General features: G+C 70.4%; 26 protein-coding genes. 19 read left to right on the forward strand and 7 right to left on the reverse strand.

Translation table 11 applies throughout. The features are described 5' to 3' along the window. Positions 1-18: 18 nt before the first annotated feature. The 6 genes from ACWEOO_RS32170 (at position 19) to ACWEOO_RS32195 (ending at position 6,304) form a co-directional block, all read left to right on the forward strand. Complete coding sequence (locus ACWEOO_RS32170; protein ID WP_452146226.1) at positions 19-1,485, forward strand: WS/DGAT/MGAT family O-acyltransferase; 1,467 nt, start codon at positions 19-21, stop codon at positions 1,483-1,485. Then, positions 1,482-2,003: a DUF6912 family protein gene (locus ACWEOO_RS32175; protein WP_359935431.1), complete on the forward strand. Its 522-nt coding sequence runs from the start codon at positions 1,482-1,484 to the stop codon at positions 2,001-2,003. Before ACWEOO_RS32170 ends, ACWEOO_RS32175 begins: the two co-directional genes overlap by 4 nt. 10 nt (positions 2,004-2,013) lie before the next feature. Beyond that, positions 2,014-2,961, forward strand: a complete 948-nt coding sequence (ku, locus tag ACWEOO_RS32180) for a non-homologous end joining protein Ku (RefSeq protein WP_452146227.1) — start codon at positions 2,014-2,016, stop codon at positions 2,959-2,961. Further along, entirely contained in the window at positions 2,958-3,428 is a 471-nt protein-coding gene (locus ACWEOO_RS32185) for a VOC family protein (protein WP_355696772.1), read from the forward strand. Before ku ends, ACWEOO_RS32185 begins: the two co-directional genes overlap by 4 nt. A gap of 50 nt (positions 3,429-3,478) precedes the next feature. Next, on the forward strand, positions 3,479-5,182 hold the full coding sequence (gene pruA, locus ACWEOO_RS32190; protein ID WP_452146228.1) for an L-glutamate gamma-semialdehyde dehydrogenase: 1,704 nt from the start codon (positions 3,479-3,481) through the stop codon (positions 5,180-5,182). A 72-nt stretch (positions 5,183-5,254) separates the two neighbouring features. After that, positions 5,255-6,304 (forward strand): hypothetical protein, encoded by a 1,050-nt coding sequence (locus ACWEOO_RS32195; RefSeq protein WP_452146229.1) that lies wholly within the window; start codon positions 5,255-5,257, stop codon positions 6,302-6,304. On the opposite strand, the gene ACWEOO_RS32200 is transcribed toward ACWEOO_RS32195, so the two are convergent. Then, entirely contained in the window at positions 6,301-6,933 is a 633-nt protein-coding gene (locus ACWEOO_RS32200) for a TetR/AcrR family transcriptional regulator (protein WP_452146230.1), read from the reverse strand. The genes ACWEOO_RS32195 and ACWEOO_RS32200 overlap by 4 nt on opposite strands. 138 nt (positions 6,934-7,071) lie before the next feature. On the opposite strand from ACWEOO_RS32200, the gene ACWEOO_RS32205 reads away from it, so the two are divergent. Further along, entirely contained in the window at positions 7,072-7,932 is an 861-nt protein-coding gene (locus ACWEOO_RS32205; RefSeq protein ID WP_452146231.1) for an esterase/lipase family protein, read from the forward strand. A 42-nt stretch (positions 7,933-7,974) separates the two neighbouring features. Continuing rightward, positions 7,975-8,586 (forward strand): hypothetical protein, encoded by a 612-nt coding sequence (locus ACWEOO_RS32210; protein WP_452146232.1) that lies wholly within the window; start codon positions 7,975-7,977, stop codon positions 8,584-8,586. A 134-nt stretch (positions 8,587-8,720) separates the two neighbouring features. On the opposite strand, the gene ACWEOO_RS32215 is transcribed toward ACWEOO_RS32210, so the two are convergent. The 4 genes from ACWEOO_RS32215 to ACWEOO_RS32230 all read right to left on the reverse strand — a co-directional run bounded on the left by ACWEOO_RS32215 (position 8,721) and on the right by ACWEOO_RS32230 (position 11,595). Beyond that, the gene (locus tag ACWEOO_RS32215; protein WP_452146233.1) at positions 8,721-8,930 is read right to left on the reverse strand and encodes a hypothetical protein; all 210 of its coding nucleotides are present in this window, start codon (positions 8,928-8,930) and stop codon (positions 8,721-8,723) included. A gap of 77 nt (positions 8,931-9,007) precedes the next feature. Continuing rightward, the gene (locus ACWEOO_RS32220; RefSeq protein WP_452146234.1) at positions 9,008-9,499 is read right to left on the reverse strand and encodes a DUF2505 domain-containing protein; all 492 of its coding nucleotides are present in this window, start codon (positions 9,497-9,499) and stop codon (positions 9,008-9,010) included. Positions 9,500-9,533: 34 nt separating this feature from the next. Continuing rightward, positions 9,534-10,991 carry a glycoside hydrolase family 76 protein gene (locus ACWEOO_RS32225; RefSeq protein ID WP_452146235.1) on the reverse strand — a complete coding sequence of 486 codons (1,458 nt, stop codon included), beginning with the start codon at positions 10,989-10,991 and terminating at the stop codon, positions 9,534-9,536. Between the two features lie 100 nt (positions 10,992-11,091). Then, positions 11,092-11,595 (reverse strand): hypothetical protein, encoded by a 504-nt coding sequence (locus ACWEOO_RS32230; protein ID WP_452146236.1) that lies wholly within the window; start codon positions 11,593-11,595, stop codon positions 11,092-11,094. 81 nt (positions 11,596-11,676) lie between these two features. Here ACWEOO_RS32230 and ACWEOO_RS32235 point away from each other — a divergent pair, with 81 nt between their 5' ends. From ACWEOO_RS32235 to ACWEOO_RS32250, 4 genes are all read left to right on the forward strand, one after another. After that, positions 11,677-12,498 (forward strand): tryptophan 2,3-dioxygenase, encoded by an 822-nt coding sequence (locus tag ACWEOO_RS32235; RefSeq protein WP_452146237.1) that lies wholly within the window; start codon positions 11,677-11,679, stop codon positions 12,496-12,498. A 17-nt stretch (positions 12,499-12,515) separates the two neighbouring features. Continuing rightward, positions 12,516-13,136, forward strand: a complete 621-nt coding sequence (locus ACWEOO_RS32240; RefSeq protein WP_452146238.1) for a hypothetical protein — start codon at positions 12,516-12,518, stop codon at positions 13,134-13,136. A gap of 133 nt (positions 13,137-13,269) precedes the next feature. Continuing rightward, positions 13,270-13,953 (forward strand): response regulator transcription factor, encoded by a 684-nt coding sequence (locus tag ACWEOO_RS32245; RefSeq protein WP_359935459.1) that lies wholly within the window; start codon positions 13,270-13,272, stop codon positions 13,951-13,953. A 2-nt stretch (positions 13,954-13,955) separates the two neighbouring features. Next, positions 13,956-15,263 (forward strand): sensor histidine kinase, encoded by a 1,308-nt coding sequence (locus ACWEOO_RS32250; RefSeq protein ID WP_452146286.1) that lies wholly within the window; start codon positions 13,956-13,958, stop codon positions 15,261-15,263. A gap of 1 nt (position 15,264) precedes the next feature. Here the strand turns inward: ACWEOO_RS32250 and ACWEOO_RS32255 are convergent, their stop codons facing one another. Together ACWEOO_RS32255 and ACWEOO_RS32260 are read right to left on the reverse strand one after the other, a co-directional pair. Further along, positions 15,265-15,948 carry a hypothetical protein gene (locus ACWEOO_RS32255; RefSeq protein WP_452146239.1) on the reverse strand — a complete coding sequence of 228 codons (684 nt, stop codon included), beginning with the start codon at positions 15,946-15,948 and terminating at the stop codon, positions 15,265-15,267. A gap of 93 nt (positions 15,949-16,041) precedes the next feature. Further along, positions 16,042-16,923: a LysR family transcriptional regulator gene (locus ACWEOO_RS32260; protein WP_452146240.1), complete on the reverse strand. Its 882-nt coding sequence runs from the start codon at positions 16,921-16,923 to the stop codon at positions 16,042-16,044. An 80-nt stretch (positions 16,924-17,003) separates the two neighbouring features. Here ACWEOO_RS32260 and ACWEOO_RS32265 point away from each other — a divergent pair, with 80 nt between their 5' ends. From ACWEOO_RS32265 to ACWEOO_RS32295, 7 genes are all read left to right on the forward strand, one after another. After that, positions 17,004-18,212, forward strand: a complete 1,209-nt coding sequence (locus ACWEOO_RS32265; protein ID WP_452146241.1) for an acetyl-CoA C-acetyltransferase — start codon at positions 17,004-17,006, stop codon at positions 18,210-18,212. Positions 18,213-18,297: 85 nt separating this feature from the next. Beyond that, entirely contained in the window at positions 18,298-19,077 is a 780-nt protein-coding gene (locus ACWEOO_RS32270; protein ID WP_452146242.1) for a CoA transferase subunit A, read from the forward strand. A gap of 4 nt (positions 19,078-19,081) precedes the next feature. Then, positions 19,082-19,225 carry a hypothetical protein gene (locus ACWEOO_RS32275; RefSeq protein ID WP_452146243.1) on the forward strand — a complete coding sequence of 48 codons (144 nt, stop codon included), beginning with the start codon at positions 19,082-19,084 and terminating at the stop codon, positions 19,223-19,225. 56 nt (positions 19,226-19,281) lie between these two features. Next, positions 19,282-20,154, forward strand: coding sequence for a helix-turn-helix transcriptional regulator (locus tag ACWEOO_RS32280; protein ID WP_452146244.1), 873 nt, complete (start codon positions 19,282-19,284; stop codon positions 20,152-20,154). Then, positions 20,154-21,032 (forward strand): aldo/keto reductase, encoded by an 879-nt coding sequence (locus ACWEOO_RS32285; RefSeq protein ID WP_452146245.1) that lies wholly within the window; start codon positions 20,154-20,156, stop codon positions 21,030-21,032. The genes ACWEOO_RS32280 and ACWEOO_RS32285 overlap by 1 nt, the downstream gene beginning before the upstream one ends. Positions 21,033-21,054: 22 nt before the next feature. Then, positions 21,055-21,423, forward strand: coding sequence for a DUF2255 family protein (locus ACWEOO_RS32290; RefSeq protein ID WP_452146246.1), 369 nt, complete (start codon positions 21,055-21,057; stop codon positions 21,421-21,423). A 363-nt stretch (positions 21,424-21,786) separates the two neighbouring features. Then, the gene (locus ACWEOO_RS32295) at positions 21,787-22,758 is read left to right on the forward strand and encodes a hypothetical protein (RefSeq protein ID WP_452146247.1); all 972 of its coding nucleotides are present in this window, start codon (positions 21,787-21,789) and stop codon (positions 22,756-22,758) included. The last annotated feature ends 40 nt before the right edge of the window (positions 22,759-22,798 follow it).

Consider the following 22,798-nt stretch of genomic DNA (forward strand, 5'->3'; position numbering starts at 1 on the left):
TGAGAGGAAGGTGGCCAGATGCCGGACCGGTTGACGTCGCTCGACCTCACCTTCCTCAAGGCCGAGTCGCCGGCCACTCCGATGCACGTCGGCACGGTGGACATCTTCGAGCCGCCGGTGCACGGCGACGAGGGCTTCGACTACGAGAGTCTGGTCGCGCTGATCCGGGACCGGATCGCCTTCGTGCCGCGGTACCGGCAGCGGGTCCAGCAGGTGCCCGGGCGGTTCGCCGGGCCGGTCTGGGTCGACGACGAAGAATTCGACATCACCTTCCACGTCCGCCGGTCCGCCCTGCCACGCCCCGGCACGCACGCGCAGCTGCTCGAGCTGGTCGCGCGGATCATGTCGCGCCGGCTGGACCGGGCACGCCCGCTGTGGGAGATGTATCTCGTCGAGGGGCTGCAGGGCGACCGGTTCGCGATCATCGCGAAGTCCCACCAGGCGCTTGTCGACGGCAACAGCACGGTCGACATCGGCCAGGTCGTGCTGGACTCGACCGCGCACCCCAGGGACACGCCGACCGACACCTGGCAGCCGGAGCACCCGCCGTCCGCGCTGGAGCTGCTCGCCGGAGTGTTCTCCGACGCGACCCGGCACCCGACCGCGGTGCTGGAGCTGGCGCGCGCCGAGATGGCGAGCCTGACAGGGGCCATGTCGGTGCGCGAGGCGCTCGGCGGCGTGGTCGGATCGCTGGCCGCGCAGCGGCACGCGCAGGAGAGCTCACTGCACGTGAAGACGTCGGGGCAGCGCCGGTTCACCACCGTGCAGACCGACCTGGAGGACTACCGGACCATCCGCGCCGCGCACGGCGGCACGGTCAACGACGTGATCCTCGCCGTGGTGGCGGGCGCGTTCCGGGCCTGGATGATGACCCGCGGCGAGGGCGTCGGGCCGACCCGGAGCGTGCGGGCCGTGGTCCCGGTCAGCATCCGCGACGACGAGGACGAGGAGCCCACCTCGCTCGGCTCCCGGGTGATCGCCTCGAGCGTGAACCTGCCCGTCGGTGAGAACTCCCCGGTCATGCGGCTGCACCAGATCTCGTACCAGACCAAGGTGCACAAGGACACCGGCCGCGCGGTCAGCGCCCGCTCGCTGGTCGGCATCGCCGGGTTCGCCCCGACCACGCTGCACGCGCTCGCGGCGCGGGTCGCGACCGCCACGGTCCGGCCGATCGACGACGTGGTGATCACCAACGTCCCGGGTCCGCAGTTCCCGCTGTATGCGCAGGGCGCGCCGATGCTCGCGTCGTACCCGGTCGTTCCGCTGATGCCCGGCCAGGGTCTCTCGGTCGGCGTCACGTCCTACGACGGCCAGGTGTACTACGGTCTGAACGCGGACCGCACCGCCATGCCGGACCTCGCTGTTTTCGCCCAGTGCGTGACCGACGCGCTGGACGAGTTGCTGGAAACGACCAGGGGCAGCCGGAACCGCGCCTCCCGGGGCCGGAAGAAACCCCGCGGCACCACCAAGAAGGCGGGCTCATGAGGGTCTACGTACCGTCCACGCTCGGGTTGCTGGCGGCGGCGTGCAACGCCGGCGAGATCGGCCCGGCCCCACTGACGGCGTACGCCGTGACACCGGCGCTGCGCGAGTGGTACGCCGAGGGCGACGACGAGGAGCTGGAGTTCGCCGCGATGGCGCAGGCGGCCCGCGCCTCGGTGGGGCTGTTGGCCGCGGATCCGGCGACGGTGCGCCGGCGGGTGGTGATCGCGGCCGAGGTGAGCGCCGTGCCGCCGGCCGACGGGTCGGTGGAGCTCGGTGACGCCCGGCTGGAGCTGCACGTGGTGATCCCGTGGCGCTCGGTGGCCTCCGTGCACCTGGACGCCCCGCAGGCGACCGCGGTGATCGGCAAGGCCGCCGAGCTGTGGGAGGCGGCGCAGAGCGGTGACGACGACGCGATCTTTGCCCTGGATTCGTGCGAGGGTGAAGACCTGCTGTGGTACGCGACACAGGAGATCCCCGATCTGCTCGCGGCGGAGGGGCCGCGTAGCGGGCTGAGCTGACAGGGAGCTGATGGCGATGCAGGCGATCTGGAAGGGAGCCATCTCGTTCGGGATGGTGACGATCCCGATCAAGGTGTTCTCCGCGACCGAGGAGAAGGACATCTCGTTCCGCCAGGTGCACGTCGCCGACGGGGGCCGGATCCGGTACAAGCGGATCTGCTCGGTCGACGGCGAGGAGGTGCCGTACTCCGACATCGGCAAGGGGTACGAGATGCCGGACGGCCGGATGGTGGTGCTGGACTCCGACGACTTCGCGGACCTGCCGCTGTCCAGCAAGAAGGTCATCGACGTGCTGGAGTTCGTGCCGGCCGATCAGGTTGACCCGCTGTACCTGGGCAAGTCGTACTACCTGGCCGCGGACGGCGGCCCCGGCGCGAAGCCGTACGTGCTGCTCCGGGACGCGCTCGACGGCTCCGAACTGTATGCGCTGGTCAAGGTCGCGCTGCGGTCCCGGGAGAGCCTGGGGCTGCTGCGGACCGTCGACGACGTGCTGGTGCTGCAGGTGATGCTGTGGCCGGACGAGATCCGGGACAAGTCGTTCGCGGCGCCGCCGGAGGACGTCGAGATCCGCACCCAGGAGAAGGCGATGGCGTCGTCGTACATCGACACGCTGCGCGGTGAGTTCGACCCGGACCAGTACCACGACGAGTACCGCCAGGCGCTCGAGAAGGTCGTGATGGCCAAGGCCGAGGGTGTGCCGCTGCCGGAGTCCGAAGAGGAGGAGCCGGAGGGCGCCGAGGTCGTGGACCTGGTCGCCGCGCTGCGTGCCTCGGTCGAGGCCGCGAAGGCACGGCGTGCGGGCGGCGGTTCCGGTGAGGCCGAGCCGGCCAAGAAGGCGCCGGCGAAGAAGGCCGCAGCCAAGAAGGCGCCGGCCAAGAAGGCGGCTGCCGCCAAGAAGACAGCTGCCAAGACGACGGCCAAGAAGGCCGCCAAGAAGACCACCAAGAAGTCCGCATGAGCGACCTGCCGACGCCGCCGACGACGACCGAGATCCCGAAGGACGCCTCGGAGATCCCGGACGATCCCAGCGCCGTGGTGGTGAAGCCGGGCGCGTACCTGCTGGAGCTGATCCCGGTGCCGGTGACGGACGTCGACCGGGCGAAGCGGTTCTACACCGAGCAGTGCGGCTTCCATCCGGATGTGGACGTCTCGCCCGCCGACGGTGTCCGGATCGTGCAGCTCACCCCACCGGGCTCGTTCTGCTCGATCACCCTCACCACCGGGCTGCCCGCCACCGAGATGGCGGCCGGCTCGCTGCGCGGGCTGCACCTGGTGGTGAAGGACATCGAAGCCGCGCGGCAGGAGCTGATCGGCCGCGGGGTCGACGTGAGCGAGACCGAGGACCTCGGCGGGGTGTTCTACGCCTGGTTCGAGGATCCCGACGGCAACACCTGGGCGCTCCAGCACATGCCGTGGCGGAAGTAAGCCGGAAGCAGCTCAGGCGCGTTCGTGGTTGACGGTGCTGGCGTGGCACCATGCTGGTGTCACGCCTGGCCATCCGCACCCGGCGTGCCCACACGGTCCACCCCACGATCGAGGAGTCCTGCACCATGGATGCCGTCACCGCCGTACCGACGCCTGCCAACGAGCCCGTCAAGGGGTATGCGCCCGGGTCGGGTGAGCGGGCGAGCCTGGAGGCGAAGCTCAAGGAGCTGACCGCCGCGGGAGCGATCGACCTGACCTGCACGATCGGCGGCGAGCAGAAGCTCGGCGGCGGCGCGCCGATCGAGGTGGTGCAGCCGCACCGGCACGCCCACGTGCTCGGCACGCTCGGTAACGCGACCGAGGCGGACGGCAAGGCCGCCGTCGACGCGGCCCTGGCCGCCGCCCCGTCCTGGCGTTCGCTGTCCTTCGACGACCGCGCCGCGATCTTCCTGAAGGCCGCCGACCTGCTGGCCGGCCCGTGGCGCGACACGCTCAACGCGGCGACCATGCTCGGCCAGTCGAAGACGATCCAGCAGGCCGAGATCGACGCCGCCTGCGAGCTGATCGACTTCCTGCGGTTCAACGTCGCGTTCGCGCGGCAGATCGTCAGCGACCAGCCGATCTCCTCGCCGGGCGTGTGGAACCGGGTGGACTACCGGCCGCTCGAGGGTTTCGTGTATGCGATCACCCCGTTCAACTTCACCGCGATCGCCGGCAACCTGCCGACCGCGCCGGCCCTGATGGGCAACACGGTGGTGTGGAAGCCGTCGCCGACGCAGCAGTTCGCCGCGCACTGGACGATGCGGCTGTTCGAGGCCGCGGGCCTGCCGGCCGGTGTGATCAACCTGGTCACCGGCGACGGCATCGACGTCAGCAAGGCGGCGCTCACCCACCCGGACCTGGCCGGTATCCACTTCACCGGCTCGACCAAGACGTTCCAGTCCCTGTGGGGCACGGTCGGCGCGAACATCGCGTCGTACAAGACGTACCCGCGGCTGGTCGGCGAGACCGGCGGCAAGGACTTCATCCTGGCGCACCCGTCGGCCGACCCGGCGGTGCTGAAGACCGCGATGGTGCGCGGCGCGTTCGAGTACCAGGGCCAGAAGTGCTCGGCGGCGTCCCGCGCGTACGTCGCGCGCTCGGTGTGGGACCGGATCCGTGACGACCTGGTCGCCGAGACCGAGGCGATCACGATGGGCGACGTCACCGACCTGTCGAACTTCATCGGCGCGGTGATCGACGACCGCGCGTTCGCCAAGCACAAGGCCGCGCTGGACCGGGCCGCGGCGACCGACGCGATCCAGGTCGTTGCCGGTGGCACCTACGACGACAGCGAGGGGTACTTCGTCCGCCCGACGCTGCTGGTCTCCGACGACCAGGCCGACGAGATCTTCAGCACCGAGTACTTCGGCCCGATCCTCGGCGTGCACGTGTACGACGACGCGGACTACGACAGCGTGCTGAAGGGGATGGAGCACTCGGCGCCGTACGGGCTGACCGGTGCGGTCATCGCGCAGGACCGGCACGCGGTGGCGGCGGCGTCGGAGTACCTGCGGTTCGCGGCGGGCAACTTCTACATCAACGACAAGCCGACCGGCGCGGTGGTCGGGCAGCAGCCGTTCGGCGGCGCGCGGGCCTCCGGGACGAACGACAAGGCCGGCTCGATGTGGAACCTGATCCGCTGGGCCTCCCCGCGGTCCATGAAGGAGACCTTCGCCCCGCCGACCGACTACCGCTACCCGCACCAGGGCTAGGGACCAGTCAGGGATTACCCGGGAATCGGGCCGCGGCGGGAGCGCCGCGGCCCACGCTCTCGTTGTCCGGGTATGCATGAGACCGACCTGCACCTCGAGCCCAACGAAGCCTCCGACCTCTGCCGCGTGTTCGGGCCCGACGTCCTGGCCCGGAACGGCTGGGACCGCGCCTTCGTGACGGTCCTGGACGAAGCGACGGCCGAGGACGCGCTGGCGCTGCTCGTGCACGCGGCCGGCGCCCCGCTGAACGAAGGCTGGTCGGCGCGCCGCGTGCTGACCGACGCCGGGGTGCACGCCGGCAAGACCGAGGACGCCGAGGCGTGCGCATCCTTCAACGGGTACGTGTACCTGCTGGGTTCGCAGTTCGGGAAGAAGGCCGGCCCATTGGCGGCCAAGCGGTCCTGGATCGCGCGCGTCAAGGAGGAGACGATCCTCGCCGGTGAGCCCGCGGAGCTGGAGATCGTGCGGCTGCGCTTCGGCCTGCACCGCGCGATCAATGACGCGCTGGCGGACGTGGAGCTGGTGCCGGTCGGGCCGCTCGGGCAGCAGGCGTACGTCGACGCGACGATCGAGCGCGGCCTGGCCAAGGCCAAGAGCTGGAGTGGGACGATCCACCCGGCGGACCACCCGGTGAACATCGAAGCGGCCGAGTTCCTCGCGAACGGCAACCTCGTGCTGGGGCTGCGCTACCCCGTGACCGCCGACGGGCACCCGCTGCTGGTCGAGCTGACGAATGTCGGTGAGCTGTTCGACGACCCGGACGCGGTCCCGGTCTGCGGTGACGTCTGGATCCTCGGCGACGTCGGCGGTGTCGACGCACCGGCCGGGCTGCGCGGTCTCGACACGCACGGCGACGACCGGTTCGACGCGGTGATCGGCGATCTCGACGCGTCCGGCAAGTCCGCCACGGTGCTCGCCGACCACCCGGAAGGAGCCCTCGCCGCGTCGGAGCACGTGCGGTTCGAGCTGCCGCCCGGCGGCGGGGTCCTCGGGAGCAAGGTGATCCACCATTTCGGCGACATCCGCCGCGTCGAGGGCGTCGCGGTCGACCACGAGGGCCACGCCCACTACGTCATCGACGAGGAAGGGCATGTCGCCCTCCGCACGCTCGTGTTCGATTAGCTGGCGAGACCCCGCCGGACGGTGATGTAGAACGTGGTCAGGTCGTCGACCAGCGCCTCGATCTGCCGCGGGGCGGTGAGGTCGGCGTCCAGCAGCCAGTCCGAGACCAGGTCGAACATGCCGCCGATCAGACCGATCGCCACACCGTGCCGGACGGCGCGCTGGTCGTCGGGCTGCGGCCCGTCGTACCGGTCCCAGAGCTGGACGAGGAAGCCCGCCGCCCAGCGGCGGTTGGCGCGCCGCTGCCGCTCGACCGACTCGGAGATGCCGGAGGCCATGCCGAAGGTGACCTTGGTGATCCGCGGGTCGTCGACCAGGGCGTGCACGAACGTCGCGAGCAGCCGCGGCGCCTCCTGCCGCTCGTTGCCGGTCGCCTGCGCGGCGGCGCCGGTCATGAGCTCCTCGAGGCGTTCGGAGGTCCGCCGGAGCAGCGCGAGATAGCACTCCTCGCGGCTGGCGAACAGCTCGTAGAAGCTCTTCGTCCCGATGTACGCCGTGCTGCAGATCTGCTCGATCGACGTCCCGAGGTACCCGTGGTCGGCGAACAGCTTGAGCGCCGCGTCCAGCAGTTGCTCGCGTCGCTCGGCCCGGCGCTGCCCGGCGTCCAGTCCCCGTATGGTGCGGCCCATGCGGTGGACGCTACCCCGCGTGGCCGAGTCGTAACCAAGAGATCTTGTTTCGAACACAAACTCTTGTTTGTAACCCGGAGACGTGCTCCACTACCCGTGATCTACTGATCACCGAACGACACCATACGGGGAGTTGTCATGCGTCACCGCCTCCGCCGGACCGCCGCGGTCCTGCTCGCCGCGTCCCTGCTCACCGCCACGCTGAGCGCACCTGCCGGCGCGGCCACGTCGGCCGGGTTCGACGACTGGACCTGCAAGCCGTCGGCCGCGCATCCGAACCCGCTCGTCCTGCTGCACGGTCTCGGCGGCAACGGCCCAGGCAACTACTCCTACCTCGGCCCGTTCCTGGCCGCGAAGGGCTACTGCGCCTTCACCCTCACCTACGGGCAGGCCACGCCGGAGATCCCGGTCGGCGGCACGGTCTCGATCGAGCAGTCGTCCCACGAGGTCGCCGCGTTCGTCCAGCGGGTCCGTCAGGCGACCGGTGCCGCGAAGGTCGACATCGTCGGGCACAGCGAGGGCGGCTTCCAGTCGGTCTACGGCCCGAAGGTCCGCGGGTACGCCGGCCAGGTGGGCAAGGTGGTCGCGCTGGCGCCGCCCACGCACGGTACGACGTTCGGCGGGCTGGTCAGCGTGGGCGACTACCTGGGGCTCCGGCCGCTGGTCGACCAGGTACTGCGGCAGTTCGGTTGCCCGGCCTGTGACGAGTTGATCGTCGGCGGGTCGGCGGTGGCGAAGCTGACCCAGGGCCCGATCGCGCAGCCAGGGGTGAAGTACTCGATGATCGCCTCGCGCTTCGACGCCTTGGTGACGCCGCACGAGACGTCGTTCATCCGCGAGCCCGGTGTGACGAACGAGTACGTCCAGGACACCTGCCCGCTGGACACGGTCGGTCACGTCGGCCTGGCTTTCGACCCGACCGTGGCCCAACTAGTTGCCAACGCGCTCGATCCCGCTCACGCCAAGCCGGTCGTGTGTGCCTTCGGGCCCCCGCTGTAATTCGGCGGCGCGGGCTGCGAGTCGCTGCTTATGCTCAGCGGCATGACGGGCGGCGCGTACGGGGACCTGCTCGACCCAGGCGCTGACCATCGCGACGTCGAGCGGGTGCTGCGGGAGTCCGGGTGGACGCCTTGCGGGGCCGGGGACTGGGCGGTCGCGTTGCGGGCGCCGGATGGCCGGGCCGCGGCGCGGATCAGTCCGTTCGATCCGGCGGGGCCCTACACAGTTGCGCTGTATCGCGAGGCGGCGCACACCCGTCAGGTTCCGCGGGTCTTCGGGCATCGGCGGCTGGCAGGCGGCGGGGATCTGCAGTTCCTGGAGTGGCTCGAGCCGGTCGACGCGGACGAGGCCGCCGGGTTCCACCGGGCACTGGCCGCGCGCGCGCCGGCGGTCGCCGAGTTCGCGGACGCCGTACGCCGGGTGCACGAGCGCGCGGCGCGGGAGCTGCCGTGGTTCGCGCCGAGCCTCGACGACAACCCGGACAACATCATGCGCACCGCGGACGGGCGTCTGGTGGCGGCGGACCTGTTCAGCGCGGACGGGCCGCGGCTGTACGCAGCGGTCCTGGACGAGCCGGGGCTGGTCGCGGCGAGCATTCCCGAGGCCGAGCGCCGGTTCATCACCGAGATCCCGCTCACCAACACCGGCCCGTGACCGGCCGAGGTCCGTGCGGCGATGCGGGCCGGTCTGGCCGCCGCCGACGCGACCTCGGCCGGATAGCGGGTGTGTGACCGCTGGCGGGTTGCAGTGGGCCGGCGGTGAAACAACCCGCTAGCTGGGCGCGGCGGTCAGGCGGTTCGGTGGAGTGGCTGGGTGGGTGGGTCTATGAGGAGGGCGGAGCCGCACTTGACGCAGATCCACTCGTCGGGTTCGTCGACCAGGTAGTCCGAGGGGTCGATCCGCTCGAACGGCATCACGGCGGCGCAGAACGCGCAGTACTGGTCGGCGCCGGTCGTGGGCGGGGTCCGATCCCGCTTCTTTCGCAGGGTGCTTCGCATCGGAACGGTCACCTCCGGGACAACACTTCGTTTCAGGTTGCCACCGGAGGCGACGCGGTCAGCGCAACGACACGGGTCTACTTCCCAGTCCACTCGTGGCCGAGGTCGTACTCCTTCTGCAGGCCGGAGCGGATCGCGTCGACGACGAACGGCTCGAGCTTCTTGCCGATCAGCGGGATCGCGACCTTGATGTCGAGGTCGATCGACTGGACGGTCTGCGCGCCCTCCGTGGCGATCCGGGCCGTTCCTTTCAGGGTCACCGGGGTGTTCGAGATCTCGCCGGCCACGTCGGCGGTCCGTGTGCCGTCGGCGGCCGCCGCGTGCCAGGTCTCGGTCTGCACGACGGTCAGCGTCTCGCCGACGAACTTCCGGGCCATGTCCGGGATGTCGGTGGACTCCATCTCCCGGGAGACCCGGACGACGGTGTCGGCGCCCGACGTGCTGACCTGCACGTCGTACGACAGCGCCTTGGTCTTCTCGCAGGCCTGCTCACGGAAGGCGGTGTCCGTCACGATCGCGAACACTTCCTCAGGGGTGGCGTCGTACGACGCCGACATCTTCAGCTCCATGCGGTCATCATGGCATTGCCGGCGTCGCCCGAGGTCATGGTGCCGCGTTGAGCAGGTCGAGCGCCGACTGCTGGCGGGCTGCGTCGAGTTTGTCGACCGGGCCGTACCAGCGCAGGCCGTACTGGTCCATCGGGGTCCGGTCGGCCGCGAAGGCGCGGTCGGCCTGGCGTTGCAGGTAGGACGTGTACGGGTGGTCCGGCAGTGCGGCGTTCAGCTTGCCGAGGCCGCGGACGTGCGCGCCCTTGAACGACGGGCCGTCGCCGCCGCAGTCGCCGTTCTCGCACGGCTCGCGGAGGATGCCGTCGGCGGTGTGCAGCGCGGCGGCGGTGGTGGCCGCGTCGGCGAGCTGGCGCGCGGACGTCAGGTACGCCGAGTTGTTCGTTGCCTTCGACAACTCGGTGAGCGCGCCGATCAGCACGCCCTGGTTGTACGTCCACGCGGTGTCGCCGTTGTTCTTGCAGGTGGACAGGTCGATACCGTCGTTGACCAGGTGCGAGGCGTTGATCATCCCGGTCTGCTGGAACCAGGTCCACCCGGCCTGCGCGCGTTGCAGGTACGTCGTGTCGCCGGCGATCCGGGTGTGCAGCTGCGCGTTCAGCTGGATGTAGAGCGAGTTGGTGATCGCGTTCTTGTACGTCTTCGCCTCGCTCCACCAGACACCACCGCCGCAGGTGCCGTCCCAGTACGCCGCCATGTGGTCGGCATCCACGCGGGCCGTCTGCAGATACCGCGCCTCGCCGGTGAGGTCGTACGCCGCGACCCACGCGAGACCCCACCACCCGGTGTCGTCGATGTAGTCGTTGCGGAACTGGCCCTCGAACTGGCCGAGGTTCAGGTCGTACGTCTTGCCGATCGCGTACTTGTAGCTCGGCATCCCGCTGATCCGGGCGTTGTCGATCAGGGCGTTGAGTGCGTTCGCGGAGTTCCACCAGCCCGTGGTGTCGAACAGGCCGCTGGACAGGTTGTAGTTCTGCATCAGCGCGGTCGCGGCCGCCGTACGACGGTCCCAGGCGTTCCAGGTCGTCCGGGCCCACGGCGTGCAGGCGACGTCGGCGCGGTCGCCGGCCTTGCCGCAGGCGCGCAGGGCGCCGACGCCGAGGTTGCTCCAGTCGTCGACGTTGTACATCTGGGTGCGCCAGCCGCGTTGCCCACTGGGGATCGCGGTGTTGCCGAGGCGGCTGCCGCCGGACCAGGTGCGGCCGCCGTCCATCGAGCGGTCCAGCCAGACCTCGTCACCCGGATTGCCGTTCTCGATCGAGGCCCAGCCCATCGCATCGCTGTCGTCGAAGTGCAGGGTGATCGTGCGGCCGAAGAGTGTGGTCGAGACCGGAGCGCGGTCGCCGGGCGCGAGCGCGGGATCGCGCGCGTCGCAGTACTTGTTGCAGATCGTTGCCTGGGTGGTCATGGTCACCGGTGGGGTTTCAGCCGGCGCCGGTAGGGGCGCGCCGAGAGCGATCAGCAGGGACAGGCTGGAAACGATTCCAACGGACATCACAGATCTCCCTGGGGCGGTAGGAAGCGACTGGGGTGGTGGGGCGGGGAAGGAATCGGCGCAGCGGTGTGACCGAAGGTAGGTGGGCCGCGACGCTACGTCAAGACATCAGGAGCGCCGCGACGATTGCGGTGGTGAGGACGAGCGTGAACGTGATCGCGACGCGGCGGCCGCGGGCGCGGCGGCGGGTGTGGGCGGTGCGGTCGGGACGCGTGGTGCAGGGGTCGAAGCCGAGCTCGTCGGACGGTGCGAGGACGCCGCCGAGCCGCGCCGGGAACGAGCGCCGCTCCGCCTGCCGGGTCGCCTCCTCGATCACCCGGCGGCGCATGAACTCGCGGTGCCTGGTCGCCGGCAGCCGGACGTCCGGCGGCACGGTGAGGCTCGACGGCAGCGCGAGATCGGCCGGCAGCGCGAGGCCCGCCGGGAGCGCCCGCTGGACCACGGCGTGCGCCGCCGCCACCCGCCTCGCCCGGCTGATCGAAGGCGGGAGGATCAGGTAGGCGAGGTGGACCAGCGACCGGTAGTCGTCGAGCAGCAACGCCTCGATCAGCGGCTCTTCCCGGGTGGGACCCTGGACGATCGGTGTCTCGACCGTGGCGGACATGCAGCTCCTCAACTCGGCGTACCCAAGGTCCAACGAATGAATCACTGACCAGTCACGAAGTGGTCGGTTAGTCTCCGTGTCATGAGCACTGGTGACGGCGTGGCGGGGCAGTGGGGCGGGGTCGACGTGAATTTCGGCGAGGAAGGCGGGCGGCTGACGTACGGCAGCTACCTGCGGCTCGCCGAGCTGCTCGACCAGCAGCGGCTGGAGTCCGACCCGCCGGCGCACGACGAGCTGCTGTTCATCACGATCCACCAGGTGTATGAGCTGTGGTTCAAGCAGGTCCTGCACGAGCTGACCGGGTCCCGGGACGCGATGCTCGCCGGCGAGCTGTGGCTGGCCGAACACCTGCTGCGGCGGGTGCACACGATCGAGCGGGTCCTGACGCAGCAGGTGGACATCCTGGAGACGATGACCCCGCAGGACTTCGGCGAGTTCCGGCACCGGTTGTCGCCGGCGTCCGGGTTCCAGTCGGTGCAGTTCCGCGAGGTCGAGTTCCTGTCCGGCGCGAAGGACCCGTCGTTCGTCCGCCGGTTCCGCGGTCTGACCGACGCCGAGAAGGACCGCCTGCGGCGCCGGCTGGAGGAGCCGACGCTGTGGGACGCGTACCTCGAGGTGCTCGGGAAGGCGGGCTTCGACACCGGCTCCGAGGACGCCGTCCGCGACGCTCTCCGCAAGGTCGCCGGCGACCGCTCCCACTACGCCGCCGTCTGGGAACTCGCCGAGGCCCTCGTCCAGCACGACGAACTGGCCGCCGCCTGGCGCGCCCGCCACGTTGTCATGGTCGAACGCATGATCGGCACCAAACCGGGCACCGGCGGATCCTCCGGCGCCACCTACCTCCGCAGCCGCCTCGACCTCCGCTACTATCCGCTCCTCTGGAACCTGCGCAGCAACCTGTAGCCCACGGAAGGCCGCCCATGAAGCTCTATGCCGACACCGGGGCGAAGCGTTTCGGGCAGGTGGTCGGCGATGTGATGCTGGTGGCGTGGGTGTGGGTTTGTGTGCAGCTGGGGCAGGTCGTTTTCCAGGTGACCGACGCGCTGGGCGCGCCGGGGCGGAAGGCGGCCGAGGCGGGGGACGGGCTGGCGGGGGATCTGCGGCGGTTGTCCGAGCCGATCGGGAAGGTGCCGGCGGTGGGGGACCAGTTGCGGTCGCCGATCGACGGCGCGGCCGGGGCCGCGGGGAAGCTGGCGCAGGCGGGGCGGGACCAGGCGCACGCGGTGGAGCAGCTCGCGTACGTGCTCGCGGCGGTGACGATCGGCTTGCCGGTGCTGTTCGCCGTGCTGATCTGGGTGCCGCGGCGGATCCGGTTCGCGCGGCGGGCCGGGGCGGCGCAGCGGTTCATCGACAGCACGGCGGATCTGGACCTGTTCGCGCTCCGGGCGATGGCGAACCAGCCGATGCACAAGCTCGCGAAGATCTCCGACGACCCGGTCGCTGCCTGGCGCGACGGCGACGCGGACGTGATCGCGCGGCTCGCCCGCCTGGAGCTGCGCTCCAGCGGACTGAAGCCGCCCCGGACCTCCACCACTCAGTAACCCCACGTCCGGGCCGCGCGGATCGCGCCGTCAGGTGTGGCCGAGCGGCCGGGCCGGAGGTTGGTGAGTGGTGGGCGTCCGCTTGATTCCGGCTTGAGGTTGCCTTGAGCGGGCGGAGGATACGCTCGGTGGCATGGCGCGGGTGCTGCTGGTCGAGGACGACGACGCGATCCGGGCGTCGTTGGGGAAGTCCCTCACGGCGGCCGGCCATGTCGTGTCGGCGGTGGCGGCCGGCGCGGACGGGGTCGCCGCGGTCGCGCGCGAGCGGCCGGAGGTGCTGTTGCTCGATCTCGGGCTTCCCGATCTCGACGGGCGCGACGTGCTCGCGATGGTGCGCGCGGTCAGCGACGTGCCAGTGATCGTGGCGACGGCGCGCGACGACGATGCGAGCGTCGTCCGGCTGCTGGACGCGGGCGCGGACGACTACGTGATCAAACCGTTCAGCGCGGCGCAGATGGATGCCCGGATCCGCGCCGTGCTGCGTCGGCTCGGGCACGACCAGCAAGGCGAGACGACGGTCGAGATCGGTGGACTGCGGATCGATCCGCGCAGCCGTGAGGTGACCGTGGACGGCGCCGCGGTGGATCTGACCCGGAAGGAGTTCGACCTGCTGCTGGCGTTGTCGCGACGTCCCGGGGCCGTGGTGACCAAGCGGGAGCTGCTCGCGGAGGTCTGGGGGCTGCCGTGGGGCGGCGGCGACCGGACCGTCGACGTACACCTTTCGTGGCTACGGCGGAAGCTGGGCGAGACGGCCGCCGCTCCACGGTTCATCCACAGCGTGCGCGGTGTCGGTATCAAGCTCGCGGTGGACGGGTGAGCATGCGCCGCCGCATCCTGCTGCTGTCGGTCGGCATGACCACGCTGGTCGTGCTCGCGTTCGCCGTACCGCTGGTGGTCCTGCTCCGCAGTACGACGGCCAACGAGTCCAAGGACAAGGCGCGGTACCTGGCCGAGAGCGTCGCGTACTACGTCGGCGAGAAGGGCCGCACGAACGACGACATCACGGCGTACATCAACGGTCTGGCGGACAAGCCGGGGCGGATCTCGGTGCGGATGCCGGACGGTACGACGCTGGGCGAGCCGCCGCCCGGCGGGGTGCCGACGCCGAAGGAGGTTCCGGCCGGGTACGGCGACGACCCGGACGGCGACGACGGGAAAGGGCCGCCGAAGCTCGGCGACGCGGACTACCGCGACGTCGACGGCGGTCTCGCGGTGGACGTCGGCGTCGGTACGCCGGCCGGGCCCGCCTCGGTCTGTGTCTTCCTGACCGCCGAGGAGCTGTACGACGGTCTGGTGCCGCGGGTCCTGTTCCTCGTCGGCGGCAGCCTGCTCGTACTGCTGCTCAGCATCGCCGGCGCCGAGCTGGTGTCGCGCCGGCTCGCGCGTCCGCTGGAGGAGACCGCGAGTACGGCGGAACGCCTGGCCCGCGGTGACATGGACGCCCGCGCCCCGACGACCGGGCCCGCTGAGGTGGCGAAGGTCGGTGCCGCGCTGAACGGACTCGCGGACCGGATCGACGAGGTGATCGCGGTCGAACGTGAGGCGGTCGCCGACCTGTCGCACCGGCTTCGTACGCCGCTGACCGCGCTTCGTCTGCAGGTCGAGGCGCTACCGGACCGGGAGAGCGCCGAGGAGCTGAACACCCAGGTGAACAGTCTCGAACGGACGCTGACCGCGGTGATCAGCGCCGCCCGTCGACCGCAACGCGAAGGACGCGTACCGCACTCGGACGCGGTCGAGGTGACTCGTCAGCGGGCCGCATTCTGGGAGCCGCTGTTCGAGGACCAGGGCCGCGAGCTGGCGCTGGACCTGCCGGACACGCCTGCAACCGTTCGCTCCTCCGCCGAGGACCTCGGCGCGGCACTCGACGCCCTGGTGGAGAACGTCGTCGCCCACACCCCCGACGGCACGCCCGCGCGGATCACTCTGACCCGGGCGCCCGGCGTCGTACGCATCGTCGTCGCCGACAACGGCCCCGGCATCCCCCTCGGCGCCGGCGAACGCGGCCGCAGCGACCGAGGCTCCACCGGCCTGGGCCTGGACATCGCCCGCCGCTGCGCCGAAGCCGCCGGCGGCCAACTGACCCTCCACCGCAACGAGGTCGAACTGACCCTCGCGGCGACGTAGGTCAGCTGGTCGTCCAGACCGTCACCTCGAGCTCAACTCTTCCGGTGGTCGCGTTCCACGACTGGACTCGGAACAGGCCGACGTGCGGGTTCACCGACCCACCGGAGCGCACGCAGAACGCCGTACCCTTGCCGGCCGCGAACGATTCCGGCTGCGCGTCCGTGCCCAGCGCGCTCAGGCAATCGTCGTAGGTGGCCGGTGCTCCGGGGTCGAGGCCGCCTGCCTTGGCGCTGAGTCCCAGTTGCGCGTACGGAACGCCACCGATCGGCCTGAACTCGCCGACGTCGATGGTCAAAGTGTCCTGGTTGACAACCGGTCCCGGCTGGTCGACGTCGACGCCGTAGCCGTTTGGAACCTTGATGTTCTCCTTCCAGACCAGGGAGCCGGCACCGCCCGCGGCCGGGCTGCCGGACGGACGATCGGTGCTGCCGGCCGTCGGGGTCACGGTGCTTGTCACTGTGCTGGTCACGGTGCTTGTCACCGTGCTCGTCGCTGTGCTTGTCACGGTGGTTGTCGGTGGTGCCGGATTGATGCTCTGCGGCAAGGCGCCTGCCTGGCCCAGGACGATCGTGAGAACCGAGGCGACGACTGCCGCGACGGCCGGGATCCCGGCGAGCAGGGCAGGGTGACGGTGCCACGCGTAGTCCCGGTCGTCCTTCGATTGGCCCGTTGTCGTGTTGCTCATCCGCGGCTCCCCTACACGTCGCAGGCCTGAGGAGTCAGCCTACCGACGGCCTGGTCCACGTCGCCTGTCCAAGGGGAGCGTCGCCAGCCGTACCTACTGAACCAGTCCTGTGAGGACCGTCAGTGCGCGCTCGAGGTGTGGTGCTTCGTCGTCGGCTCGGGTGGCGGCCGCCAGCTCGACGGCCGCTGAGCCGCTGAGCGCGCGGTAGGCGACCCCGGGAACCTTCAGCTCGGCAACGGGTGCGGGCACGATCGCGATACCCAGCCCGGCCGCGACGAAGGTCACCAACGTCGACGTCTCCGCCACCTCGTGCCGTACCCGCGGCTCGAACCCGGCGGTCCGGCAGCGTGCGAGCACGGTGTCGTGCATCACCGATCGCCCGGTGCCCGCGTGGATCACGAAGTCCTCGTCGGCCAGCTCAACCAGTCGCACGCGGCGCCTGCCGGCCAGCCGATGACCGTCGGGTACGGCGACGATCAGCGGATCGGCCCGCAGTACGTCGACCCGCAGCGACTCGTCCTCCACCGGCGGCCGCAGCAGCCCGAGGTCGATCCGCCCGTCCACGAGCGCCTGGGCCTGTTCGGGGGCGAGCATCTCGCCCTGGACGGCGAGCTCCACGTCGGGCAGCTCCTCGCGCAACGTCCGCACCAGATGCGGCAGCAGGCTGTACGTCGCCGAGCCCACGCAGCCGATCACCAGCCGCCCTTGGAGCCCCGCCGCGACCCGCTGGGCTTCACCTGCCGCGGACGAGACCGCCGCGATGATCTGCCGGGCCCGGACCAGGTACGACTCGCCGGCGGGTGTGAGCTCGACGCGTCGCGTCGTACGCCGGAACAACTGCAGGCCGAGCTCGCTCTCCAGCCGGCGGATCTGCTGCGACAACGGCGGCTGGGCCATGTGCAGCCGGGCGGCGGCGCGCCCGAAGTGCCGTTCCTCGGCGACGGCGACGAAGTACCGCAGGTGACGGAGCTCCACGGGATTGATACTGGCAGAGTCTCAGTCGAGCGTAAATGAGTATTTCTCCATATCGGTCCTGGCGGCCTACCGTCGAGGGCATGAGCGATGTGGTGATCTGCGAACCGATCCGTACCCCGGTGGGCCGCTTCGGCGGTGCGCTGGCCGCGCTGTCGGCCGCCGACCTCGCCACAGCCGCTCTCACCGAACTCGTCCGCCGGACCGGTCTGGGCGAAGGTGATGTCGACGACGTCGTGCTCGGCCAGTGCTACCCGAACGGCGAGGCGCCGGCGATCGGGCGGATCGCCGCCCTCGATGCGGGCCTCGGCGTCGGCGTACCCGGGGTGCAGGTCGACCGCCGCTGCGGATCGGGCCTGCAGGCCGTGCTGTACGCGGCAGGCATGGTCGCTACCGGCGCGGCTCGGCTGGTTGTTGCCGGCGGCACCGAGTCGATGTCGCAGGTCGAGCACTACGCGCTCGGTCTGCGGACCGGCCTCCGCGGCAGTGTGGAGCTGAGCGACCGCCTGATTCGGGCCAGGGAAACGGCCGGGGGCAAGTTTCATCCGGTGCCGGGCGGGATGCTGGAGACGGCCGAGAACGTCCGCCGCGAGTACGGCATTTCCCGTGCGGAGCAGGATGCGTTCGCGCTGCGGTCCCACCAGCGCGCCGTCGCCGCGCAGGCCGAAGGCCGGTTCGCCGACGAAGTGGTGCCGGTGGAGGCTCCCGGCCGGCGCGGTACGAGCACGCTCGTCACCGCCGACGAGCACCCGCGTCCCGATACTTCGCTCGAGGGCCTCGCCGCGCTTCGGCCGGTCATGCTCGCACAAGACCCCGGCGCGACCGTCACCGCGGGCAACGCCAGCGGGCAGAACGACGGCGCCGCCGTCTGCGTCGTCACCACCCGCAAGGAGGCTGAGCGCCGCGGCCTTCGCCCGCTCGTGGCACTGCGCTCGTGGGCGGTCGCTGGTGTTGGACCCGAGGTGATGGGGATCGGGCCGGTGCCGGCCACCGCCGCGGCCCTCGCGCGCGCCGACCTCACCCTCGACGACCTGGACCTGATCGAGCTCAACGAGGCGTTCGCGTCCCAGGTCCTGGCCTGCCTGCGCGAGTGGAAGGTCGACCCGCTCGACGAGCGCCTGAACCCGAACGGCTCCGGCATCTCCCTCGGCCACCCCCTCGGCGCCACCGGCGCGCGGATCCTGGCCACCCTGTCCCGCGAACTCCACCGGCGCGACGGCCGGTACGCCCTGGAAACCCTCTGCATCGGCGGTGGTCAGGGCCTCGCCGCGATCTTCGAGGCCATCCGGTGAAGGTCGCGTGCACGGAACTCGTTCTCTCTGACGGTACGCCGGCGGTGGCGGAGGCCGTCATCGCGTATCTCCTGGAGGACGGCTCATGAGCCTCGACAAGGTTGTCGCCACCCCGGCGCTCGCGGTCGCGGATATCGCGGACGGTTCGAGTGTCGCGGTCGGCGGGTTCGGGCTGGCCGGGATCCCGTGGTTCCTGATCGAGGCGCTGCTGGAGCAGGGCGCCGGCGATCTGACCGTGGTGTCGAACAACTGTGGCGTCGACGGTGCCGGACTCGGCCTGCTGCTCGAACGCCGGCGGATCAGCCGGGTGATCGCGTCGTACGTGGGGGAGAACAAGGAGTTCGCCCGGCAGTACCTCGCGGGTGAGCTGACCGTCGAACTCACACCGCAGGGCACCCTCGCCGAGCGGCTGCGCGCGGGCGGAGCAGGGATCGGGGCGTTCTTCACCCCGACCGGCGTCGGCACGCTGGTCTCCGAGGGCGGGCTGCCGTGGCGGTACGCGCCGGACGGCACCGTCGCGGTCGCCTCACCGGCCAAGGAGGTGCGGACGATCCAGGGCCGCGACATGGTGCTCGAGGAGGCGATCGTCACCGACGTCGCCCTCGTCCGCGCCGCAGTCGCCGACCGGGCCGGCAACTGCGTGTTCCACGCTTCGGCCCGCAACTTCAACCCGGTCGCGGCGATGGCCGGCCGGCTGACGATCGTCGAGGCCGAGCAGGTCGGCGAGCTCGCTCCCGACGCGATCCACCTGCCAGGTGTTTTCGTGCAGCGCGTCGTACCGCTGACGGCGGAGCAGGCCGGCCGGAAGTCGATCGAGAAACGTACGACCCGGCCGCGGGAGGTTCGACGTGCCGTGGACGCGTGATCAGATGGCTGCCCGAGCGGCCGCCGAGCTGAGCGACCTGGCCGTCCTGGACATCATCGACGGGACCTTCACCGTCGTGGAACTTGCCCCGTACGTCACCGTCACCGAACTCCAAGAGGCAACCGCGGCGCCCGTCGCGCTCACCTGATCAGAGGGGTACTGACAGGGTCTGGTAGGAGCGTGGCGACGACGTAGCGTGAAGGTATGGCCGTCAACAACGACCTGCGGGAGTTTCTCACCACCCGTCGGGCAAGGATCACCCCCGATCAGGCCGGTCTGCCCGTGTACGGCGCCAACCGGCGGGTAGCCGGCCTCCGGCGCGAAGAGGTCGCCCTGCTTGCCGGCATCAGCGTCGAGTACTACACCCGCCTGGAGCGCGGCAGCGCCGGCAGCGTCTCGGAGAGCGTCCTCGACGGTCTCGTGCACGCGCTGCAGCTTGACGAGGCCGAGCGCGACTACCTCTACCGCCTGGTCCGTACGGCGGCCACGGCCGCGACTCGCGCGCCGCGCCGTACGCCGGGGAAGAAGCGTGTGCGTCCAGTCGTCCAGCGCATTCTCGACCAGATGCCGATGCCGGCGTACCTGCGGAACAGTCGCTTCGACGTCCTCGCCGCCAACGATCTGGGCCGAGCCCTGTACAGCCCGCTGTACGACCAGGCTGGGCCTCACAGGCTGCCCAACAGCGCCCGCTTCTGCTTCCTGGACTCCAGTGCGACAGAGTTCTTCGTCGACTACGACAAGGCAGCCAACGACTGTGTAGCGTTCCTTCGGGCCGCGGCCGGAAGCGATCCCTACGACAAGGATCTCTCCGACCTCGTGGGCGAGCTGTCCACCCGCAGCGAGGACTTCCGCCGCCGCTGGGCCGCCCACGACGTCCGCTACCACCGCACCGGCCGCAAACGCTTCCACCACCCGGTCGTCGGCGACATCGAGCTCGACTACGAAGCGTTCGAGCTCGCCGGTGACCCCGGCCAGCGCGTCAACATCTACACCGCACCCCCTGACTCGCCTGCCGAGGAGGCACTGAGCCTCCTCGCCAGTTGGACCGTACGCGAACCCCTCCGAAGGACTCTTTGATGCAGACCCTGACGCTCAACAACGGTGTCCAGATGCCCGCGCTCGGCCTCGGCGTGTTCCAGACGCCGCCCGACGAGACCCGTGCCGCCGTCGCGGCCGCTCTCGATCTCGGGTACCGCCATATCGATACCGCCGCGGCGTACGGCAACGAGCGCGAGGTCGGCGAAGCCATCCGCGACTCCGGCGTCGCCGGGGACGAGCTGTTCGTCGAGACCAAGATCTGGATCAGCGACTACGGGTACGACGAAACCCTGCACGGGTTCGCCAAGAGCGCGGGCAAGCTCGGCGTCGAGCAGATCGACCTGCTGATCCTCCACCAGGCGCTGCCGAGCGATTTCGGCCGGACGCTCGCGGCGTACCGTGCCCTGGAGAAGCTCCTTGCCGACGGCAAGGTCCGCGCGATCGGCGTCAGCAACTTCATGGTCGACCACCTCCGCGCGCTCCTCGACGCGACCACCGTGGTCCCGGCGGTGAACCAGTTGGAGATCCACCCGTACTTCCAGCAGCGGGAGGTCCAGGCGTTCGACCGCGACCACGGCATCCTGAACCAGGCCTGGTCGCCGATCGGCGGCATCACCTTCTACCGCGACAGCGGCCACGTCAGCGCCCTCGAAGATCCCGTCATCGGCAGCATCGCCGCCGCCCACCGCAAGTCACCGGCCCAGGTCATGCTCCGGTGGGGCCTCCAGCAGGGCCGCTCGGTCATCCCCAAGTCGACCAGGCCCGCGAGAATCGCCGAGAACCTCGACGTCTTCGACTTCGAACTCACTCCCGACGAACTCGCCACCATCGACACCCTCGAAACCGGCAAGCGCGGCGGCCCCGAGCCCGAGGACATCACCCTGACCGCCTTCGGCCGCCCGATCCCCGAGGCCTGACCCGCACAGTGGAGGCGAAAGCGTGAGTACCTGGACTGCTGACGAGTTGAACACCCTGGACCGGCTCGGCGAGATCCGCGTCGCCGGGCGCCGCCTGGACGGATCGCTGCGCACGCTGACGATCGTGTGGCACGTCGTCGTCGACAGGAAGCTGTACGTGCGATCGGTGCGCGGGGCCGAGGGTGGTTGGTACAAGGGGGTCGGCCGGCATCACGAAGGTGCGATCGCGTGGGACGGGACGACTCGGGAGGTCAGCTACGTGCCGGACGACACGGCGGACGATCGGATCGACGCGGCCTATTTCGCCAAGTACGGCAACGGATCGCCCAGCCGCGCGATCACGAACGCCGCGGCGAGAGCCACCACGCTGCGCGTCGAACCGCGCGAGTGAAGTGGCCGTTGGCAACGGATACCGGTGACATCGAGTAGTTGGTTGATTACTCTGTGGCCTGTTGCGTGCGCGACTGCCGACAGGAAAACGGGGACCGTCCGGGGCGGTGCTGCCGGCAACGGCTGAGGCCGGCACCGTCCAATGCGGTACGGCGTTGCTGCCCGAAGGGGCGGCCATTTCGGTGACCATCACCGCGCCCGTGGCCGCCGGGTACACCGGGACCCTGGAGACTGCTGGCAGCCACGCGCCGCCGCCGGGTCTGAGGCGTGCAGCTTGCTGCAACCCTGTATTCAAAGGACCTTGGGCTCGGCTATAGTCGGCCGATCTCGAGCTCTTCGAGATGACACTGGAGGGGGAACTCCTATGAAACTGCAGCGCTTTGCGCTCTCGTTGGCCGGCGCGGGCCTGCTCGCGGCCGCGGCCGCATCCGCCCCGGCCGCAGCGAGCGGCCAGGCCGACCCGAAGCCGTACTTCTCGGAACGAACCGCCCGGCCGCTGTCCGCGAAGGCCGCGATCGCCGCCACGCCGTGCATCAGCGCGGTCGGCGTGCCCACCGCGGCGGGCACCATGCAGGAGATCGACGCGACGCCGCCGAACCGGCCGCCGACACCGCCGACCGCCGACATCTTCGAGCCGTTCCCGTACGTCGGCACCCGCGCGGACGCGACCTGGTACTTCGCGACCAACGCCTCGCAGACCCAGTTCTACTACTACGGCCTGCTGCTGCAGGGCGGGAACCTCTACCGGCACACGACGTATCTGCCGACCGACGAGGAGAAGCCGCCGGTGCCGACCTTCAAGAAGGTCGGGAACGGCTGGACCAGCTTCACGTCGATCGCCACGTCCAACTACAGCGTCGCCCAGCCGCGGCACGCCTACCTGTACGGCCTGAACACCAACGGCAGCCTGTACCGCTACGCGATCGTCGGCACCGGTTTCAAGGCGCTCGGCCCGCTCGCGGGCTTCGGCGGTTTCAAGGCGATGACGGTCATCAGCGAGACCGCGACGTACGACACGTTGCTGATGGTCTCGAAGGCAGGCGCGCTGTGGACCGCGCACATCCCGGTGGCGGCCGGCGCCAAGCCGGTCATGAAGCTGATCCGCTCCAGCGGCTTCGCGGCGTACGAATCCATCGTCGCGCAGGGCTGCGGCACCCGCGGCGGCACGCTGCTCGTGTTCGCCGACCACAACACGCAGTCCGCCGACCAGTACGCGATGAGCAAGGCGAACGGCACCGCGACCGCGATCACGAAGTACGGCAAGATCCCGGCCACGTTCAACGGTGTCACCCACGTGTCTCTCACCACCCACTACGACCAGCTGGTCGGCGAGTAGTCCGAACAGACCTGATGCCGCGCCGGTTCACCGGCGCGGC

Source organism: Kribbella sp. NPDC004138, from assembly GCF_053603655.1.

Bases quoted from the DNA above. Each gene is read 5' to 3' on its own strand.
- ACWEOO_RS32235 (WP_452146237.1), top strand. From the start codon at position 11,677: ATGAGCACTGGTGACGGCGTGGCGGGGCAGTGGGGCGGGGTCGACGTG.
- pruA (WP_452146228.1), top strand. From the start codon at position 3,479: ATGCTGGTGTCACGCCTGGCCATCCGCACCCGGCGTGCCCACACGGTC.
- ACWEOO_RS32255 (WP_452146239.1), bottom strand. From the start codon at position 15,948: ATGAGCAACACGACAACGGGCCAATCGAAGGACGACCGGGACTACGCG.
- ACWEOO_RS32295 (WP_452146247.1), top strand. From the start codon at position 21,787: ATGAAACTGCAGCGCTTTGCGCTCTCGTTGGCCGGCGCGGGCCTGCTC.
- ACWEOO_RS32285 (WP_452146245.1), top strand. From the start codon at position 20,154: ATGCAGACCCTGACGCTCAACAACGGTGTCCAGATGCCCGCGCTCGGC.
- ACWEOO_RS32185 (WP_355696772.1), top strand. From the start codon at position 2,958: ATGAGCGACCTGCCGACGCCGCCGACGACGACCGAGATCCCGAAGGAC.
- ACWEOO_RS32245 (WP_359935459.1), top strand. From the start codon at position 13,270: ATGGCGCGGGTGCTGCTGGTCGAGGACGACGACGCGATCCGGGCGTCG.
- ACWEOO_RS32195 (WP_452146229.1), top strand. From the start codon at position 5,255: ATGCATGAGACCGACCTGCACCTCGAGCCCAACGAAGCCTCCGACCTC.
- ACWEOO_RS32270 (WP_452146242.1), top strand. From the start codon at position 18,298: ATGAGCCTCGACAAGGTTGTCGCCACCCCGGCGCTCGCGGTCGCGGAT.
- ACWEOO_RS32250 (WP_452146286.1), top strand. From the start codon at position 13,956: ATGCGCCGCCGCATCCTGCTGCTGTCGGTCGGCATGACCACGCTGGTC.
- ACWEOO_RS32265 (WP_452146241.1), top strand. From the start codon at position 17,004: ATGAGCGATGTGGTGATCTGCGAACCGATCCGTACCCCGGTGGGCCGC.
- ACWEOO_RS32230 (WP_452146236.1), bottom strand. From the start codon at position 11,595: ATGTCCGCCACGGTCGAGACACCGATCGTCCAGGGTCCCACCCGGGAA.
- ACWEOO_RS32200 (WP_452146230.1), bottom strand. From the start codon at position 6,933: ATGGGCCGCACCATACGGGGACTGGACGCCGGGCAGCGCCGGGCCGAG.
- ACWEOO_RS32280 (WP_452146244.1), top strand. From the start codon at position 19,282: ATGGCCGTCAACAACGACCTGCGGGAGTTTCTCACCACCCGTCGGGCA.
- ACWEOO_RS32210 (WP_452146232.1), top strand. From the start codon at position 7,975: ATGACGGGCGGCGCGTACGGGGACCTGCTCGACCCAGGCGCTGACCAT.
- ACWEOO_RS32240 (WP_452146238.1), top strand. From the start codon at position 12,516: ATGAAGCTCTATGCCGACACCGGGGCGAAGCGTTTCGGGCAGGTGGTC.
- ACWEOO_RS32170 (WP_452146226.1), top strand. From the start codon at position 19: ATGCCGGACCGGTTGACGTCGCTCGACCTCACCTTCCTCAAGGCCGAG.
- ACWEOO_RS32215 (WP_452146233.1), bottom strand. From the start codon at position 8,930: ATGCGAAGCACCCTGCGAAAGAAGCGGGATCGGACCCCGCCCACGACC.
- ACWEOO_RS32225 (WP_452146235.1), bottom strand. From the start codon at position 10,991: ATGTCCGTTGGAATCGTTTCCAGCCTGTCCCTGCTGATCGCTCTCGGC.
- ACWEOO_RS32275 (WP_452146243.1), top strand. From the start codon at position 19,082: ATGGCTGCCCGAGCGGCCGCCGAGCTGAGCGACCTGGCCGTCCTGGAC.
- ACWEOO_RS32175 (WP_359935431.1), top strand. From the start codon at position 1,482: ATGAGGGTCTACGTACCGTCCACGCTCGGGTTGCTGGCGGCGGCGTGC.
- ACWEOO_RS32220 (WP_452146234.1), bottom strand. From the start codon at position 9,499: ATGGAGCTGAAGATGTCGGCGTCGTACGACGCCACCCCTGAGGAAGTG.
- ACWEOO_RS32205 (WP_452146231.1), top strand. From the start codon at position 7,072: ATGCGTCACCGCCTCCGCCGGACCGCCGCGGTCCTGCTCGCCGCGTCC.
- ku (WP_452146227.1), top strand. From the start codon at position 2,014: ATGGCGATGCAGGCGATCTGGAAGGGAGCCATCTCGTTCGGGATGGTG.